The following is a 16,514-nucleotide window of genomic DNA, read 5'->3' on the forward strand; positions in this document are numbered from 1 at the left end:
TCTCGCACAGGGTGATGAGCGGGGGTGGGGCGGGGGTTCCGGCGGTGGGGTGGGGCGGGGTGGGGTGGTGTCGGGAGGAGAAGGAGCGGGTGGGTGGGTGGCGGGGTGGGTGATGAGCGGGGGTGGGGCGGGGGTTCCGGCGGTGGGTGGGGTGGGGTGGGGTGGTGTCGGGAGGAGAAGGAGCGGGTGGGTGGGCGGCGGGGCGGGGGCTACGGCTCGTCGTGCCAGGAGAAGGCGGTGATCCGCCAGCCGTCCGGGGTGCGGGCGAACTGGAAGGTCTTGGTGCCGGTGCCCTCGTACGGTTCGCCGTCGAGGAGGCCGGACTTGCGGTAGGTGCCGATCCGGCAGGCCACCCCGTCGGCGATCTCGGTGCGCTCGCCGGTCTCCCACTCGTGGAAGTCGGTCAACCGGCCGCCGGAGAGCAGCAGTTCGCGCGGGGCGATGAACTCCTCGACGCCGTACGCGGCGTAGCGGGGCGAGGTCACCACGATCACGCCGCCGGGCAGCATCAGCCGCCGGAGCCGCCCGACGTCGGCCGGGCCGCCGTGCCGGTTGTCGAAGGCGCCGAAGAACTCGGCGGTGAGGCCATCGAGTTCGGCCTTGGCGAGGGTGTCGGCCTCGGTGCGGGTGTCGGTCTCGGGCATGGGGCGAACGGTACCGCGCGCGGGCGGGGTGGCGACAGGAGGAAACGGGCTTGCAGGTCCTTACCCGGACGCCGACAATCCCGGACATGACATCTGTGATCAAGCACGTGACCGTCGACAGCCTCGACCCCTACCGCCTCGCCTCGTTCTGGTCCGAGGTGCTCGGCCAGCCGCTGCACGAGGAGGACTTCCCCGGGGACCCGCAGGCGCTGATCGAGGCCGCGGGGCTGCTGTTCGTGACCGTGCCGGAGAAGAAGGCGGGCAAGAACCGGATCCACTTCGACCTCCAGCCGCAGGAGCGCACCCGGGACGAGGAGGTCGAGCGGCTGGTCGGCCTGGGCGCGGTGCTGGTGGACGACCAGCGGCGCGCGGACGGCACCGGTTGGGCGGTGCTGGCGGACATCGAGGGCAACGAGTTCTGCGTGGAGCGGAGCAAGGCCGAGCGCGCGGCCTGAGCCGCCGAGGGCCCGCCGGGGCCGCCCGCGAACGGGGTGAATCCTTTCCGGCGGCCCGCGCCTCTTATGGGCATCACGCCGGACGGTGCCCGAGGGCACCGGACGGCACGCAACAGCCCGGAGGAGAGAACCATGGTGGTCGCCGTTCTGGTCGGCGCGGGTGCGGTACTGCTCTGCACCTGCGTGCTGGTGCTCAAGCGGAAGCGGGGGAGCCGTGGTTGAGACCGCCTGGCCCGGCGAGGAGGTGATCCTGGCGGCGCGCGGCGGCGACCGCGACTCGCTGGCCGTGCTGGTCGCCGGGGCGCACCCGAACGTCCGCCGGTTCGCGCACTCGCTGTGCGCCAGCCCGGAGGACGCGGAGGACGCCGCGCAGGAGGCGCTGATCGTGCTGTACCGGCGGATCGGCATGCTGCGGGCCAGCGGCGCGCTCGCGTCTTGGTTGTTCCGGATCGTCCGCAACGAGTGCCTGCGCCGGATTCGGGCGCCGCGCCCGGTCGCCGCCGAACCGCCCGGCGGGACGGCGGACTCGGCGGACTCGGCGGAGCAGGAGGCGCTGCGGCGGCTCGACACCGAGCGGGTCGCCGCCGCGATCGCCGCGCTGCCCGCCGACCAGCGCCGGGTGCTGATCATGCGCGACCTGCAGGGGCTCGGCGGGCGGGCCGTCGCCGACGCGCTCGGGCTGAGCACGGCCGCGATGAAGTCCCGCCTGCACCGGGCCCGGGCGGCCGTCCGGGCCGACCTCGCCGACCTCTCGGGCGCCGTGCGGTGACCGGGCGGCGTGCGGTGGCCGAACGGTGGGCGCCGATCGGGGAACCGACGGAGCCGGGGGAGCGGACGGAGCCCGGGGCGGCCGGGCGGTCCGACTTCGCGAGCGCCTCGCTGCCGCGCCACCTGCTGCGCGGCGCGCTCGGATTCGGGACGATCGCGGCGGGCCTCGGCCTGCTGCCGGTGCTCGGGGCGGCGGTGCTGCTGCTGGTTCCGGTCGGGCTGCTCGCCCTGCGCGGCTGCCCGATGTGCTGGACGATCGGGCTGGTCCAGACCGTCTCCCGGGGCCGGCTGCGGCGCGAGTGCGCGGACGGCCGGTGCAGCATCGCGGCCCGCCCCAAGGAGCGGTAGCGGGCCGATCATCGGATGAGCGCAGGGATGCGCCGGGTGGGGGAACGGCCGCCGGTTCTGCGCCGCCCGACCGGGACGGTCCACCAGACTCGTCCCGTCGGGCGGCCGGTTCGAACGGACCCGTTCCGGACGGCCCGCACCGGACGGACCCGCACCCCGCGGCCCGGTGCGCCCGGACGTCCGACGTGCAACCCCTGACGTACGCGTCCGACGTGCGCGCCGGACGTTCGCACCCGAGGAGGACCCGCCATGAGTTCCGCCGTGAGCCCCGCCGCCGCGCAACGCCTCCCGGCCGGACCGCTCGCCGGGCTGCTCGAACGGGTCCCCCTCCCCGCGCTCCACCCGCACGCCGACGCGCTCCGCGAGGAGGCCGAGCACTGGCTGTCCGGCACCGGCCTGCTCGACCGCGAGGGCGTCGAACGGCTGCTGGAACAGGGCCACTTGGAGCTGGCCGCGCGCTGCTGGGGCGACCTCCCGCTCGGGCCCGCGCTGCGGGCCGGCATCCAGTGGCTGCTGCTCGGCTGGATCCTCGACGACCAGTTCGACCGGCACTGGCTCGGCGACCCGTCCGACGAGGCCGACCGCACCGTCCGCGAACTCACCGCGCCGCTCGGCCCGGAGCTCGTCCCCGGCACCGTCCCGCCCGTCCCCGCGACCGCCCTGGCCCGGGCGTTCCGCACCCTCTGGCAGGACAGCATCGCCCTCGCCGGACCGTCCTGGCGGGCCCGCCAGACCGCCGACTTCCGCAGCTACCTGGAGAGTTCGCTCGACTTCCTGCGCCTGCGCGGCGCCACCCCCACCGTCCCGCAGTACCTCTCCCGCCGCGACCAAGACGGCGCCGTCCGCTGCGCCACCGGCGCGGTCGAGCTCGCGCACCGCCTCGACCTGTCCGAGCAGTTCCACCGCCACCCCCAACTCGTCGACCTGCGCGCCAGGTTCGACCACCTGATCGGTTGGGCCAACGACCTGTGCTCCTACCGGGTCGAGAACGCCGCCGGGCACGGCAACAACCTGCTGAGCGCCCTGGAGGTGCACGAGCGGCTGCCCCGGGACACCGCCGCCGCCCGGGTCGCCGCCCTCTGCGAGGCCGAACTCACCACCCTGGAGTTCCTCGCCGAGGGCATCGCCCGCGGCTCCCACTGGCCGCCGCAGGTGCGCTGCTACGTCCGGGCGCTGGTCCGCTTCGCGCACGCCCTGCTGCACTGGACGGCCACCACCGCCCGCTACCGCCCGCAGCCCGTCCCGCCGCCCCGGGGCCGCGGCTAGGCCGCCGAGGGGCCGCGCTCGGGCCGTCGAGGGGCCGCGTTCAGGCCGTCGAGGGGCGCCGGAGGGGCGCGGCGGGCGGGTGGCCGGAACCGTGCGGTGCGGGGAGCGCGTCATCAGGGGGGAACGGGCGCGCGGTGTCGCCCGGTGCGCCGCAGGGCAGGAGAACGTCATGCCCATCCTCAGCTGGATCGTCCTCGGGCTCCTCTCCGGGGCCATCGCCAAGCTCCTGCTGCCCGGGAAGGACCCGGGCGGCCTGATCGTCACCACGCTGATCGGCATCGCCGGGTCCTTCATCGGCGGCTGGCTGTCCTCGAAGTTCCTGCACAAGTCCGTGAACGTGGGCTTCTTCGACCTGCCGACCTGGATATCCGCCATCGCCGGCGCGCTCGTCCTGCTCATCGCCTACCGACTGGTCTTCGGCAAGTCCCGCGACTGACCGGGCCGTCGGGGGGGGGGAACCCGGTGGCCCAGCCCGGCCCGGCCCGGGCCCCCGCCACCGCGCTCACCGCGGCGGCAGGGGCTCCTGCGCGTCCAGCCAGCGGGCGGGGACGGCGCCGAGGCCGGTCCGGGCGGCGACCACACCGCCCGCGACGGCGCAGGTGGTGTCCATGTCGCCCCAGCCGGCCAGGGTCTGCCACAGCGCCTCGGTGAGGTCGTCCAGGTGCCCGGCGGCGGACCACAGCGCGAACGGCACGGTGTCCTGCGCGGAGACCTCGAAGCCGGAGCCGAGCACCGTCGCGGCGTGCCGCACGCCCGTCCCCGCGGGGAAGCGGGCCGCGATCCGCAGCCCCGAGCGGACGTCGCTCTCCGGGAGCAGGCCCGCGACCTCCGCCAGGAACTCCGCCCGCCCCGGCGCGGCCGCCCCGCGCGAGCGCACCGCCAGCGCCGCGGCCAGCGCCACCGCCTGCGCGCCGACCGCCGCCTCCGGGTGCGCGTGGGTGGCCCGGGCGGAGCGCGCGGCCTGCTCGGCGACGACCGCCAGGTCGTCCGCGAACCACGCGCCGAGCGGGGCGACCCGCATCGCCGCGCCGTTGCCGTGCGAACCCTGCCCGCCGAACAGCTCGGAGGTGACCGCGACGTGGTCCGCCCCGTCCTGCACCGCCCGCAGCACCCGGTGCATCGACGGCCCGTACTTGCGGTGCGGGACGGCCGTGTACTCGGCCGCGAACTCCCGGGCCAGCGCCGCCGGTTCGACCTCGCCGCGGTCGCGCAGGTGCCGGGTCAGGACCAGCGCCATCGCGGTGTCGTCCGTCCAGTGCCAGGGCGCCGGGCGGACGATCCGGGCCGCCGGCTCCGCCGCCGCCAGGTCCACCGGCGGGTGGAACCAGCGGTCGCCGAACGCGTCGCCCAGGGCCAGCCCCCGCAGGCTGTCGACGGCGGGCGGCGGGACGGACCGGAAGACGGACACCGGAGCTCCAAGGACGGGAGGCGGACTGGTCGGAGCGATTGTTCCGGTCGGGGACGAACCTCCGCCAGCCGATTTCCCGGCCCCGCGCGCCCGACCGGTACCAAAGGCCGATCCGCGGTCACCCGTCGGACGGGGTTCGCTCGATCGTGGGCGGTTCGTGCTGCCGAACCGTCCCCGCGGGTCCAAGGTGGGACCAGGACGCACTCGGAAGACCGCGTCCCGCTCGTCGCTCCGGGTCCGGGCCGGTGCCCGCGCCCCGACGGACGCCGTCCGCCGGGCACGCGCCCCCGGACCCGCCGCGACGCGCCGAGCGGCAGGCCACCTCGCAGGGAGACGAACCGATCTTCTAGGCTCGCTCATCGGTCCCCTGCCATGGTGCCCGTCCGCGCCGAGGAGTGGAGACCGACGTCCCCGGGCTCCGGGCCGAGCCGGAGCCGCGGACCGAGCGAGGAGGACGCAGTGTTGCCCAACCCCAGGACGCACCATACGTCGCGACCGGGCCCGACGCCGCGCAGGACCCCCCGGCCGCTCGCCCCGCCGATACCACCGGGCGCCCCGCGGCCCGCCGGAGGTGAACGGTGAGTCCCCATACGGTGGCCCCCGAGCCGCACCCCGCCGGAACACCCGCCGGAGCACCCGTCGCAGCGCCGGCCGGCACGGACGCCGCCGACGCCCCCGACAGCACTGAACCGCCTTCCACCGCAACGGCGGTGACCCCCACCGCCGCCCTGCCCGGCCTCCCGCGCACCCTCACCACGCGGGCCCGCACCCTCGCCGCGGCCGTCCGCAAGCGCTGCGCCGACCTCGCCGGGATCGAGTCCCCCTCCGGCGACGCCGCCCGGCTCGACTCCCTCGCCGAGGAACTCGCCGCCGGCTACGCCGCCACCGGGGCCACCGCCGTCCGGCAGCACTGCGACCACGGCGACCACCTCGTCCTGGACTGGCCGGGCCAGCAGGAGGACCTCCCGCACCTGCTGGTGGTCGGCCACCACGACACCGTGTGGCCCGTCGGCACCCTCGCCGACTGGCCCGTCGAGGAGCGCGACGGACGGCTCACCGGCCCCGGCGTCCTCGACATGAAGGGCGGACTCGCCCTGCTGGAAGGCGCGTTCGCGCTCCTGGCCGACCTCGGGCAGCGCCCGCACCGGCCGGTCCGGATGGTGATCGTCTCGGACGAGGAGATCGGCAGCCCCGACGGCCGCCGCCAGGTCGAACGGCACTTGCGCGGCGCCGCCGCCGTCCTCGGACTCGAACCGGGCCACCCCGACGGCCGTCTGAAGACCGCCCGCCGCGGCTCCACCCGGGTCCGGCTCACCGTCACCGGGCGCGAGGCCCACGCCGGCCTCGACGCCGCCGAGGGGCTCTCCGCGATCGACGAACTCGTCGACCAGCTGATCGCCGTCCGCGGCCTCGCCCGCCAGCCCGGCACCGAACTCAACACCGGGCGGATCGGCGGCGGCACCCGCGCCAACGTCATCGCCGGCCACGCCGAAGCCGAACTCGGACTGCGCTTCGCCACCACCGAGGCCCAGCGCCGCACCCTCGACACGCTCGCCCACCTCACCCCCAACCGGCCCGGCGCCGACGTCCGCACCGAGGTGCTCTCCAGCCGCCCCGCCTGGCCCGAACGCACCGGCAACCCGCTGCTGCGCCACGTCCGCTCGCTGGCCGCCGCCCTCGGCCAGCACCTCGACGGCGCACCCGCCGGCGGGGCGGGCGACACCAACCTGGCCGGCGCGAGGGGGCTGCCGACCCTGGACGGCCTCGGCGCGGTCGGCGCCGGACCGCACGCCCGCCACGAACACCTCCGGATCGACCAACTGGGGCCGCGCATCGCCCTGCTGGCCGCGATGCTGGCGGTGCCGCTGCCGCGCCTGCGCTGAGCCCCCGAGGGGCTCGGGGAACGGCGGGGCCGTGCCGCCGGTGGTGCCTGCCCGGCTGCCGCCCGTTCCCCGAGCCCCTGATCACTGCTGTCCGTGACCTCCTTGCCACCGCCCGGCCGCTGTGTACAGAATGGAACCGACCGAACGGTCAGTCGGGAGGTGGGTCGTGGAGGCGCAGTTCGAAGCGGTGATCGCCGCGGACGCGCGGGTGGAGCCGCGGGACCGGATGCCGGACGCGTACCGGGCGACGCTGGTGCGGCAGATCGCGCAGCACGCCCACTCGGAGATCATCGGCATGCAGCCGGAGGGCAACTGGCTGACCCGGGCCCCCTCGCTGCGGCGCAAGGCGATCCTGCTGGCCAAGGCCCAGGACGAGGCCGGGCACGGGCTGTACCTGTACGCGGCGGCCGAGACGCTCGGGGCCGACCGGGCCGAGCTGACCGAGAAGCTGATCGACGGCCGGCAGAAGTACTCCTCGATCTTCAACTACCCGACGCTGACCTTCGCCGACGTCGGCGTGATCGGCTGGCTGGTGGACGGCGCGGCGATCTGCAACCAGGTGCCGCTGTGCCGGTGCAGCTACGGGCCGTACGCCCGGGCGATGGTGCGGATCTGCAAGGAGGAGTCGTTCCACCAGCGGCAGGGCTACGAACTGCTGATGACGCTGATGGCCGGGACGGCCGCCCAGCGCGCCATGGTGCAGGACGCGGTGGACCGCTGGTGGTGGCCGTCGCTGATGATGTTCGGCCCGCCGGACGGCGCCTCGCCCAACAGCGAGCGCTCGATGGCCTGGCGGATCAAGCGGCACAGCAACGACGAACTGCGCCGTCGCTTCGTCGACATGACCGTCCCGCAGGCCGAGCACCTGGGCGTGACGCTGCCCGACCCGGACCTCGCCTGGAACGAGGAGCGCGGCGGCTGGGACTTCGGCGAGCCCGACTGGTCCGAGCTGCAGCAGGTGATCAAGGGCGACGGGCCGTGCAACGCGCAGCGGATCGAGCGGCGCCGGACGGCCCACGAGGACGGCGCCTGGGTGCGCGAGGCGGCCTCGGCGTACGCGGCCAAGCGGGCCGCACGGGAAGGGAGTTCGGGATGAGCAGGGAACGGGCCTCCTGGCCGCTGTACGAGGTGTTCGTCCGGCCCCGGCGCGGGCTGAACCACGTGCACGTCGGATCGCTGCACGCGGCGGACGACCGGATGGCGCTGCTCGCGGCGCGCGACCTGTACACCCGGCGCAACGAGGGGGTGAGCCTGTGGGTGGTGCGTTCGGACGCGATCACCGCGTCCAGCCCGGACGAACAGGACCCGTTCTTCGCGCCGAGCGGCGACAAGGTCTACCGGCACCCGACGTTCTACCCGATCCCCGAGGACGTCCCGCACATCTGACCGGCGGTCAGCAACCGAGCAGGGAAGGCGACATGAGCGACGACCACGTGTACCTCTCGCTGGCCGGGGCGGGCGGGGGGCCGGACGGCGAGGCCCGCTGGGCGTACGGCACGGGGTTCGCCGACCCGCTGCTGGGGGTGGACGCCGCGCCGCCGGCCGGCGTCGACCCGGCCGAACTCGCCGCGTACTGCCTGATGCTGGGCGACGACGCGCTGGTGCTCTCCCAGCGGCTGATCCAGTGGATCACCCGGGCGCCCGAGCTGGAGGAGGAGGTGGCGCTCGCCAACCTCGGCCTCGACCTGCTCGGCCAGGCCCGCCGCCTGCTCACCCGGGCCGGGCAGCTCGACGGCAGCGGCCGCAGCGAGGACGAACTCGCCTACTGGCGGCCGGAGTCCGAGTTCCGCAACGTGCGGCTGGTGGAGCTGGAGAACGGCGACTTCGCGCAGTGCGTGGTGCGGCTGCTGCTGTTCGCCACCGCCCGCGAGGAGCTGTACCGGCGGCTGGCCGACCACGCCGACCCGGTGCTGTCGGCCGTCGCGGCGCTCGGCGTCAAGGAGTTGGCCTACCACCGGGAGTACGCGGCCGCCTGGACGGTGCGGCTCGGCGACGGCACCGGGGAGTCGCACCGGCGGATGCGGGCCGCCCTGGACGCGCTCTGGCCCTGGCTGGAGGAGCTGTTCACCCCGCACGAGGTCGAACTCCGGCTCGGCGTCGACCCGGCGGAGCTGCGCGCCCCCGTACTCGCCCGGCTGGCCGGGGTGCTGGCGGAGGCGACGCTGCCCGTCCCCGAGACCCCGGGCCGGGCGTACGTGGACGGTCGGGCCGGGCGGCACGGGGTGCACACCGAGGCGATGGGGCCGCTGCTCGCCGAACTGCAGGTGCTGGCCCGGGCGCACCCGGGGGCGACGTGGTGAGCACCCTGCTGGAGCGCGCCCGGGAGGCCGCCGCCGCCGTGCCCGACCCCGAACTGCCCATGCTCACCCTGGCGGACCTCGGCGTGCTGGCCGGGGTCGAGGAGGCGGACGGCACCGTCACCGCCTGGCTGACGCCCACCTACTCGGGCTGCCCGGCCGTCGCCGAGATGGCCGCCGACGTGGCCCGGCGGCTGCGCGCCGCCGGGTGCGCGCAGGTCGAGGTGCGGCTGCGGATCGACCCGCCGTGGTCCAGCGACCGGATCAGCGCCGAGGGCCGCCGCAAGCTCGCCGAAGCGGGCATCGCGCCCCCGGTGCCCGGCGGACTGCTGCAACTCGGCTCCACCCGGCGGGCGGTGGCCTGCCCGCAGTGCGGGTCCGCGGACACCGAGGAGCTGTCCCGGTTCGGCTCCACCGCCTGCAAGTCGCTGTGGCGGTGCCGCAGTTGCCGGGAACCCTTCGACCGGATCAAGGAGATCTGATGGCCGTCCGCCGCCCGCGGTTCCACCCGCTGCCGATCGGCTCGCTGGAGCGGCTCTGCGAGGACGCCGTCGCGGTCACCTTCGACGTCCCCGCCGAACTGGCCGCCGAGTTCGCCTTCCGCCCCGGCCAGAGCCTCACCCTGCGCCGGCTCGTCGACGGCGCCGACGAGCGCCGCTCCTACTCGCTCTGCTCCCCGGTCGGCGGCCCGCTGCGGATCGCCGTCCGCGAGGTGCCCGGCGGCCTGTTCTCGCACTGGCTGGTGAGCGGGGCGAAGACCGGCGAGGTCGTCGAAGTCCTGCCCCCCGCCGGGGCGTTCGCCGCCGACCCGGCGCAGCCCGGCGAGCACGTGCTGATCGCGGCCGGCTCCGGCATCACCCCGATGCTCTCCATCGCCGCCTCCGTGCTGGCCGGGCACCCCGACTCCAGGGTCACCCTGCTGTACGGCAACCGGCGCAGCGACACGGTGATGTTCGCCGACGAGCTCGCCGACCTCAAGGACCGCCACCTGGAACGCTTCCAGCTCGTCCACGTGCTCTCCCGGGAGAGCCGCGACGCCGAACTGCTCAGCGGCCGCCTCGACCCCGAACGGCTCACCGCCCTGCTCGGCGCCCTGGTGGACGTCCCCGCGGTCGACCACTGGTGGCTGTGCGGGCCGTACGGGATGGTCACCGGGACGAAGCAGCTGCTGGCCGAACTCGGCGTCCCCGCCGGGCGGGTGCACCAGGAGCTGTTCCACGCCGAGGACGAGCGCCCCGAGGAGCGGCACCCCGAGCCCGCGCCGGACGCCGCCGCCAGCGAGGTCACCCTCGTCCTCGACGGCCGCTCCAGCACGCTCGCGCTGCCCCGCGACCGCTCCGTCCTGGACGGCGCCCAACGCGCCCGCCCCGACCTGCCGTTCGCCTGCAAGGGCGGCGTCTGCGGCACCTGCCGCGCCCTGGTGTGCGAGGGCGAGGTCGAGATGCGGCGCAACTTCGCCCTGGAGGAGGCCGAGTTGGCCGCCGGGTACGTCCTCACCTGCCAGGCCCGGCCGGTCTCCGACCGGGTCACCGTCGACTACGACCGCTGAGCGGGCTCAGCTCCGGGCGGCCACCGCGTCGACCAGGGCGGCCAGTTCGGCGGGCCGGGTGAACATCGGCCAGTGGCCGGAGTCCAGGTCCACGTACTCGACCCGCTCCATCCGGGACACCTCCGGGGCCGCGCCCTGCGCGATCCACTCCCGCACCTGCTCCGGCGCGGCCTCGGCGCACAGCATCGTCACCGGCACGCCGTAGCGCCGCTCGTCCGACAGCCGGACCGGCGCCTGCGCGACCCCCGCCGGGACGGGGACGGCCTCCGCCTCGAACCGGGCCCGCAGGCCCGCGTCCAGGTCCGAGCTGGTCGACCCCGCGAAGGGCTCCCAGCCCGGGAACGGCACCACCCCGTCCCGCGCCGGGAACAGGTCCGCGTACGGGTGCCCGTCCCCGTGCGGGAAGCCGTCCACCAGCACCAGCCCCGCGACCTCGCCCGGCCGGGCGTCCACCGCCATCCACCCCAGCGAACAGGCCGCCGAGTGCGCCACCACCAGCGGCTTCCCCGCCGCCGCGTCCACCGCGGCGAGCACCGTCGCGAGCTGCTCCGCCAGCGTCGCGTCCGCCCGCCCGTCCCCCTGCCCGGGCAGGGTCAGCGGCACCGGGCGGTGGCCGCGGGCGACCAGGGCGGGCACGACCGCGTCCCAGGCGGTGGTGCCGTTCAGCCAGAGGCCGCCGATCAACAGGACGTCCATGGGAGTCCCCTCCGTTCAACGTTCGAGCAGGTCACTGACCATGCTAGGAAGGGTTCCGGACGATCTGCTTCCTGAATGCGGGGCCTCTTCCACGAGGAGCACCACCAGGGGCTCGGGGAACGGCGAGTCGATGCCGCTGGTGGCCGGAGCCCATCGGAGGTTCGTGCTGCTGCGTGTAGTAACAAGAACCGAAAGCAGATGCGCGCGACGGCAGTGCACCGCCCGCAGCCACGGGCTCGCCGTTCCCCGAGCCCCTGGTTTCGCTTCCCGCCGTTCTTGCCGAGCCCCTGGTGCGTTTCCCCGCGCCCCGTCCCTAGGGTGTCGGGTGTGGCGAACACGGAGATCAGCCCCACCGCCCGGGCGCTGCGCGCGCTGGAGGTGCTGCGGGAGCGGCCCGGGACGACGTCGGAGCAGTTGGCGGAGCGGCTCGGGGTGAGCGACCGGGCGGCGCGGCGGTACGTGGCGATCCTGCGCGAGGCCGGGGTGCCGGTGGAGTCGGAGCGCGGGCCGTACGGGGGCTACCGGCTGGGGCGGGGCGCGCGGCTGTCGCCGGTCTCGTTCACCCAGGAGGAGGCGCTCGGGCTGGTGATGGCGGTGCTGGACGGGCGGCCGGCGGCCGCCGACCCGGGGGACCCGGTGGGGGCGGCGCTGGGGAAGGTGGTCCGGGCGCTGCCCGAGGCGATCGGGCGGCAGGCCGCCGCGCTGCGGGCGCACGCCGCGGCCGCGCCCGACCCGTACCCCGCGCACCCGGACCCGGCGGTGGTCAGCACGCTGGTCGAGGCGATCGCGGCGCGGCGGCGGGCGGTGGTGGACTACCGCAGCGGCGGCGGGAGCGAGTGGCGGGCGGAGGTCGACCCGTGGGCGGTGGTGGTGCGCCGGGGCCGCTGGTACCTGCTCTGCCACTCGCACCGTGCGGACGCCGTGCGGACCTACCGGATCGACCGGGTCCGGGCCGCCGAGCGCTCCGGCACGCCGTTCGACCCGCCGGAGGGGCTGGACCCGGTCGCCGCGCTGGAGCACCACCTCGGCACCGGCTGGGCGTTCCGCACCCGGGTGCTGTTCGAGGCCCCGTTCGAGCAGGTCGCCCCCTGGGTCGGCCCGACCATGGGCCGGCTCGAACCGGCGGGCGGGCACTGCCTGTTGGAGGGCAGCACCCGCAACCCGGCGATGTACGCGGGGGAGTGGCTGGCGGCCGTCCCGTTCCCGTTCAAGGTCCTGGAGGGGCCCGAACTGCGGGCGGCGGTGGCCGCGTTGGCGTCCCGGCTCGCGGCGGCGGCGGAGGAGTGAGGCCCGGACGGCGGCGGGCGGGGCTCAGACGGTGACGGACCGGGCCGGGGCGCCCAGGAGGCGGACCACCTCGTTGACGGCCGCGCGGCCCGCGCGGTTGGCGCCGACGGTGGAGGCGGACGGGCCGTAGCCGAGCAGGTGGATCCGGGGGTCGTCGGCGACCCGGGTGCCGTCCATCCGGATGCCGCCGCCCGCGGTGCGCAGGCCGAGCGGGGCGAGGTGGGTGAGCTCGGCCCGGAAACCGGTGGCCCAGATGATCGCGTCGACGGGCAACTCCTCGTCGCCCCAGGCGACTCCGTGCTCGGTGAGCCGGTCGAACATCGGGCGGCGGTGCAGCACGCCCAGCTCCTCGGCACGGCGGTAGGCCACGCTCGGGCCCAGGCCCGTCACCGAGACGACGCTGCGCACCGGCAGCCCGGCCCGCACCCGCTCCTCCACCCTGGCGACCACCTCACGGCCGAACTCCTCGGTGAACGGCCCCCGGTGGACCACCGGCGGGGTGCGGGTCACCCAGACCGTCCCGGCGACCGCGCCGAGTTCGGAGAGCACCTGGACCGCCGAGGCGCCGCCGCCCACCACGACCACCCGCTGCCCGGCGAACCCGTCCGGGCCCCGGTAGTCGGCGTAGTGCAGCTGCCGCCCGGCGAAGCGGCCCGGGTAGCGGGGGAGGAAGGGCCGGGTCCAGGTGCCGGTGGCGTTCAGCAGGGCGCGGGCGGCCCAGCGGCCGGCGTCGGTCTCCACCAGCAGCCGCCCGTCCGGCCCGCCGTCGGCCCGCCCGTCCGGGCGCTCGCGCACCGCGAGCACCTTCACCGGGCGCAGCACCGGCAGCGCGTGCTTCGCCTCGTACGCGGCGAAGTAGCCGGGGACGGCGACCCGGGCCGCGGTGGCCGGGTCGGTGGCGGGGAGCTCGAAGTCCGGCAGGTCGTGGAAGCCGTGCACGGTCGCCATGGTGAGCGAGGGGGAGCGGTGCGCCCAGGCGCCGCCGGGGGCGTCGTCCGCGTCCAGCACCACGAAGCCGGTGTGCGGGGCGAAGCCGCGGCGGCGCAGGTGGTAGGCGGCGGACAGCCCGGCCTGGCCCGCGCCGATCACCAGCACGTCCACCTCGCGGACGGCGCCCGCCGGTGCGCCCGCCGGTGCGTCCACTTCGGTGGTGGTGGCGGCGCCGCCGGGCTCGGTCATTGCACGCTCAACAGTCACACCGGTGAAACACCGGGCCGCGGGCGGGTGTTCCCCGGCAGCAGCGCGCAGGCGGCGGCGGCCAGCCGGGCCGGGCCGTCCGGGCACAGGGCCAGGAACAGCCGGGGCTCGGTCAGCTCCAGCTCGATCAGCGCGGGCGAGCCGTCCGCCAGCCGGACCAGGTCGACCCGGGCGTACAGCAGCTCGCCCGGCTCCGCCGATGCCGCCAGCACCCGTGCGGCGAGCGCCAGTTGGTCGGCGTCCGGCTCGCGGGCGACGTCCTCGAAGCCGCCGCCCAGCATCGGGCCGCGGCGCACCGCGTGGCTGAACTCCCCGCCCAGGTACAGCAGCGAGGTCTCGCCCTCCTCCTCCACCATCGGCAGGTACGGCTGCACCATCGCCGTCCGCCCGGCCCCCGTCAGCGCGGCGACCTGCGCCAGCGCCTCGGCCCGGTCGGCGGTGCGGACGGTGTCCCGCGCGCCGGAGGAGACGGTCGGCTTCACCACCAGCTCCGGCCAGTCGACCGCCGCGACCGCGTCCGCCGGGTCGCCCGGGGCCACCCAGAGCGTCGGCACGACTGGCAGCCCGGCCTCGGCCAGCCCGCGCAGGTAGGTCTTGTCGGTGTTGCGCTCCAGCACCCGGGCCGGGTTCGCCAGCCTGGTCAGCGCGGAGACGCGGCGCGTCCAGGTGAGGAACTCCTCGTGGTACAGGATGTAGTCCCAGACGCTGCGCACCAGCACCAGGTCGTACCGCGCCCAGTCCGCCGCCGGGTCGTTCCAGTGCACCGCCTCCGCGTCCACCCCGAGCCGGGCGAAGGCCGCCAGCACCGGCAGCTCCTCGACGTCCTCCACCCCGCGGCAGGTGGCGTACGCGACCCGCGCGGGTCGGCGGACGGGCGGGTGCGCGGCGGTGCTCACGGGGGCTCCTGGCATCGGGGGCGGGCGGTGCGCACCGAGCGTCCACCTGGCCCCTGAGCAGTGTCAATCGGTATTTCGTACCGACGGACGAAATGACCACCGGGTGTTCGCGCGGCCCCGGAACGTGATCGTCCGGGAGCGGTCGCACCGGCGCGGCGGCGAGTGGTTAGGGTACGTGGGACCTCGGGACCGCCCCGCCCGCCCCGCCCCGCCCCGCCCCGCTCCGCCCGTCCCGCCCCGCCCCCGCTCCCCCCGCTCCGCCCCGTCCCGCCCCGTCCCGCCCCGGAGAACCGCGCCCCATGCCACCCCCGCCCCCGGCGGTCCGCCGCCACCGCCTGGCCCTGCAACTCTGCTTCGCGATACCCGGCCTGTCGCTCGCCACCTGGGTGACCCGCACCCCCGACGTCCGCGACCGGCTCGACGCCTCCACCGCCGAGATGGGCCTGGTGCTCTCCGGCATGGCGATCGGCTCGATGCTCGGCATCCTGGTCGCGGGCGCCCTGGTCGCCCGGTTCGCCACCCGCCCCGTGGTCGTCACCGGCATGGGCCTGGTGCTGGCGAGCGTCGCGGTGACCGCCCTGGGCACGGCCGCCGCCTCCGCGCCGCTGGTGGCCGCCGGACTGTTCCTGATCGGCGCCGGCACCGGCCTGTCCGAAGTCGCCAGCAACGTCGACGGCGCCGTCGTGGAACGCGAGTACGGCCGCCCCGTCCTGCCCGCCCTGCACGGCTGCTACAGCCTCGGCACCGTGGTCGGCGCGCTCCTCGGCGTCGCCGGGGCCGCGGCCGGCCTCCCGGTGCCCTGGCACCTCGCGGCGGTGCTGCTGCTGGTCACCGCCCTGTTCGTTCGGGCCCTGCCGGGCCTGCGCCCCGGCCTCGGACGCGCCCGGCCCGACGGAGCGCGGGGGACGCCGACCGCGGGCCGGGAACGGCGGCTGCACCTCGACCCGCGACTGCTGATGATCGGCGGCGTGGTGTTCGCCGTGACGCTCGCCGAGGGCTCCGCCACCGACTGGCTGCCGCTGCTGATGGTCGACGGCCACGCCATGCCCGCCGGCCTCGGCTCCTCGGTGTACGCGGGCTTCGCCGCCACCATGGCGATCGGCCGCTTCGCCGGCGGCCCCGTGGTCGCCCGGCTCGGCCGACCCGCGGTGCTCGGCGGCGGCGCGCTGCTCACCGCCGCCGGCATCGCCCTGGTCTCCTTCGTCGACTCCCCGGCCGCCGCCGGCTGCGCCGTCCTGCTCTGGGGGCTGGGCACCGCCCTCGGCTTCCCGCTCGCCCTCTCCGCCGCCGGCGAGTCCGGCCCGGACACCACCGGCCGGATCGCGCTGACCTCCCGGATCGGCTACGTCGCCCTGCTGTCCGGGCCGCCGCTGCTCGGCCTGCTCGGCGAACACCTCGGCCTGCGCGCCGCGATGCTCCCCGTCCTGCTGCTCGCCCTCACCGCCGCCGCGCTCTCCCCGGCCACCGGCACCCGCCGCGAGCCCGCCGCCGCGGCCCACTAGGGTCGCGGACGGCCACTGCCTGGACGCCCGGGTCACCGGGCCCGACCTGACGGACTTCGCCCTCGGCGAACCGTTCGACCCGGACGGCGCGCCGGTCCGGCTGCTGCACCTCGGCGAGTCCAACGAGTTCGTCCGGATCGCCGTCGACTGGCCACCGGTGACCTTCACCAACGACCTGGACCGCCCGCTCGTCCTCGACCTCACCGCCCCCGAGTTCGCCGGGTAGCCGCCGGAATCCCCGAAGCGGCCCTGCGTTCGGCAGAATTGACGTCCCGTCGGGCCCGGCGGAATTGTCAGTGGCCCCCCGTAGTGTGGGAA

The 16,514-nt window shown here is 76.1% G+C and carries 18 protein-coding genes; 13 read left to right on the top strand and 5 right to left on the bottom strand.

Annotated features, from left to right (window positions below):
• Window positions 1-209 precede the first annotated feature (209 nt).
• Window positions 210-644: a DUF4440 domain-containing protein gene (locus HUT16_RS29350; protein WP_176191063.1), complete on the bottom strand. Its 435-nt coding sequence runs from the start codon at window positions 642-644 to the stop codon at window positions 210-212.
• Window positions 645-730: 86 nt separating this feature from the next.
• Here HUT16_RS29350 and HUT16_RS29355 point away from each other — a divergent pair, with 86 nt between their 5' ends.
• From HUT16_RS29355 to HUT16_RS29375, 5 genes are all read left to right on the top strand, one after another.
• The gene (locus HUT16_RS29355) at window positions 731-1,099 is read left to right on the top strand and encodes a VOC family protein (RefSeq protein ID WP_176191064.1); all 369 of its coding nucleotides are present in this window, start codon (window positions 731-733) and stop codon (window positions 1,097-1,099) included.
• 214 nt (window positions 1,100-1,313) lie between these two features.
• Window positions 1,314-1,868, top strand: coding sequence for an RNA polymerase sigma factor (locus tag HUT16_RS29360; protein ID WP_176191065.1), 555 nt, complete (start codon window positions 1,314-1,316; stop codon window positions 1,866-1,868).
• On the top strand, window positions 1,865-2,215 hold the full coding sequence (locus HUT16_RS29365) for a hypothetical protein (protein WP_368662717.1): 351 nt from the start codon (window positions 1,865-1,867) through the stop codon (window positions 2,213-2,215). Before HUT16_RS29360 ends, HUT16_RS29365 begins: the two co-directional genes overlap by 4 nt.
• 249 nt (window positions 2,216-2,464) lie before the next feature.
• Window positions 2,465-3,481 carry a terpene synthase family protein gene (locus tag HUT16_RS29370; RefSeq protein WP_176191066.1) on the top strand — a complete coding sequence of 339 codons (1,017 nt, stop codon included), beginning with the start codon at window positions 2,465-2,467 and terminating at the stop codon, window positions 3,479-3,481.
• Window positions 3,482-3,650: 169 nt separating this feature from the next.
• Complete coding sequence (locus HUT16_RS29375) at window positions 3,651-3,917, top strand: GlsB/YeaQ/YmgE family stress response membrane protein (protein ID WP_176191067.1); 267 nt, start codon at window positions 3,651-3,653, stop codon at window positions 3,915-3,917.
• 66 nt (window positions 3,918-3,983) lie between these two features.
• Here HUT16_RS29375 and HUT16_RS29380 read toward each other — a convergent pair whose 3' ends face one another.
• A complete protein-coding gene (locus HUT16_RS29380) occupies window positions 3,984-4,889 on the bottom strand; it encodes an ADP-ribosylglycohydrolase family protein (protein ID WP_176191068.1) in 906 nt (301 codons plus the stop codon).
• Between the two features lie 710 nt (window positions 4,890-5,599).
• Here HUT16_RS29380 and HUT16_RS29385 point away from each other — a divergent pair.
• The 6 genes from HUT16_RS29385 to paaE all read left to right on the top strand — a co-directional run bounded on the left by HUT16_RS29385 (window position 5,600) and on the right by paaE (window position 10,618).
• Window positions 5,600-6,772: a M20 family metallopeptidase gene (locus HUT16_RS29385; RefSeq protein WP_217712106.1), complete on the top strand. Its 1,173-nt coding sequence runs from the start codon at window positions 5,600-5,602 to the stop codon at window positions 6,770-6,772.
• A 130-nt stretch (window positions 6,773-6,902) separates the two neighbouring features.
• Window positions 6,903-7,868, top strand: coding sequence for a 1,2-phenylacetyl-CoA epoxidase subunit PaaA (paaA, locus tag HUT16_RS29390; protein ID WP_176191069.1), 966 nt, complete (start codon window positions 6,903-6,905; stop codon window positions 7,866-7,868).
• Entirely contained in the window at window positions 7,865-8,158 is a 294-nt protein-coding gene (paaB, locus tag HUT16_RS29395) for a 1,2-phenylacetyl-CoA epoxidase subunit PaaB (RefSeq protein ID WP_176191070.1), read from the top strand. Before paaA ends, paaB begins: the two co-directional genes overlap by 4 nt.
• A 32-nt stretch (window positions 8,159-8,190) precedes the next feature.
• The gene (gene paaC / locus HUT16_RS29400; protein ID WP_176191071.1) at window positions 8,191-9,072 is read left to right on the top strand and encodes a 1,2-phenylacetyl-CoA epoxidase subunit PaaC; all 882 of its coding nucleotides are present in this window, start codon (window positions 8,191-8,193) and stop codon (window positions 9,070-9,072) included.
• Window positions 9,066-9,551: a 1,2-phenylacetyl-CoA epoxidase subunit PaaD gene (gene paaD, locus HUT16_RS29405; protein ID WP_176191072.1), complete on the top strand. Its 486-nt coding sequence runs from the start codon at window positions 9,066-9,068 to the stop codon at window positions 9,549-9,551. Before paaC ends, paaD begins: the two co-directional genes overlap by 7 nt.
• A complete protein-coding gene (paaE, locus tag HUT16_RS29410; RefSeq protein WP_176191073.1) occupies window positions 9,551-10,618 on the top strand; it encodes a 1,2-phenylacetyl-CoA epoxidase subunit PaaE in 1,068 nt (355 codons plus the stop codon). Before paaD ends, paaE begins: the two co-directional genes overlap by 1 nt.
• A gap of 6 nt (window positions 10,619-10,624) precedes the next feature.
• Here the strand turns inward: paaE and HUT16_RS29415 are convergent, their stop codons facing one another.
• Complete coding sequence (locus HUT16_RS29415; RefSeq protein ID WP_176191074.1) at window positions 10,625-11,314, bottom strand: alpha/beta fold hydrolase; 690 nt, start codon at window positions 11,312-11,314, stop codon at window positions 10,625-10,627.
• Between the two features lie 327 nt (window positions 11,315-11,641).
• Here HUT16_RS29415 and HUT16_RS29420 point away from each other — a divergent pair, with 327 nt between their 5' ends.
• Window positions 11,642-12,601: a YafY family protein gene (locus HUT16_RS29420; RefSeq protein WP_254898038.1), complete on the top strand. Its 960-nt coding sequence runs from the start codon at window positions 11,642-11,644 to the stop codon at window positions 12,599-12,601.
• Window positions 12,602-12,625: 24 nt separating this feature from the next.
• Here the strand turns inward: HUT16_RS29420 and HUT16_RS29425 are convergent, their stop codons facing one another.
• Window positions 12,626-13,780, bottom strand: coding sequence for an FAD-dependent oxidoreductase (locus HUT16_RS29425; RefSeq protein ID WP_254898039.1), 1,155 nt, complete (start codon window positions 13,778-13,780; stop codon window positions 12,626-12,628).
• Between the two features lie 14 nt (window positions 13,781-13,794).
• A complete protein-coding gene (locus tag HUT16_RS29430) occupies window positions 13,795-14,694 on the bottom strand; it encodes a RimK family alpha-L-glutamate ligase (RefSeq protein ID WP_176191076.1) in 900 nt (299 codons plus the stop codon).
• 299 nt (window positions 14,695-14,993) lie between these two features.
• On the opposite strand from HUT16_RS29430, the gene HUT16_RS29435 reads away from it, so the two are divergent.
• Entirely contained in the window at window positions 14,994-16,196 is a 1,203-nt protein-coding gene (locus tag HUT16_RS29435) for an MFS transporter (RefSeq protein ID WP_176191077.1), read from the top strand.
• Window positions 16,197-16,514: the final 318 nt, after the last annotated feature.

It is taken from the genome of Kitasatospora sp. NA04385, assembly GCF_013364235.1.
Lineage (GTDB): Bacteria > Actinomycetota > Actinomycetes > Streptomycetales > Streptomycetaceae > Kitasatospora.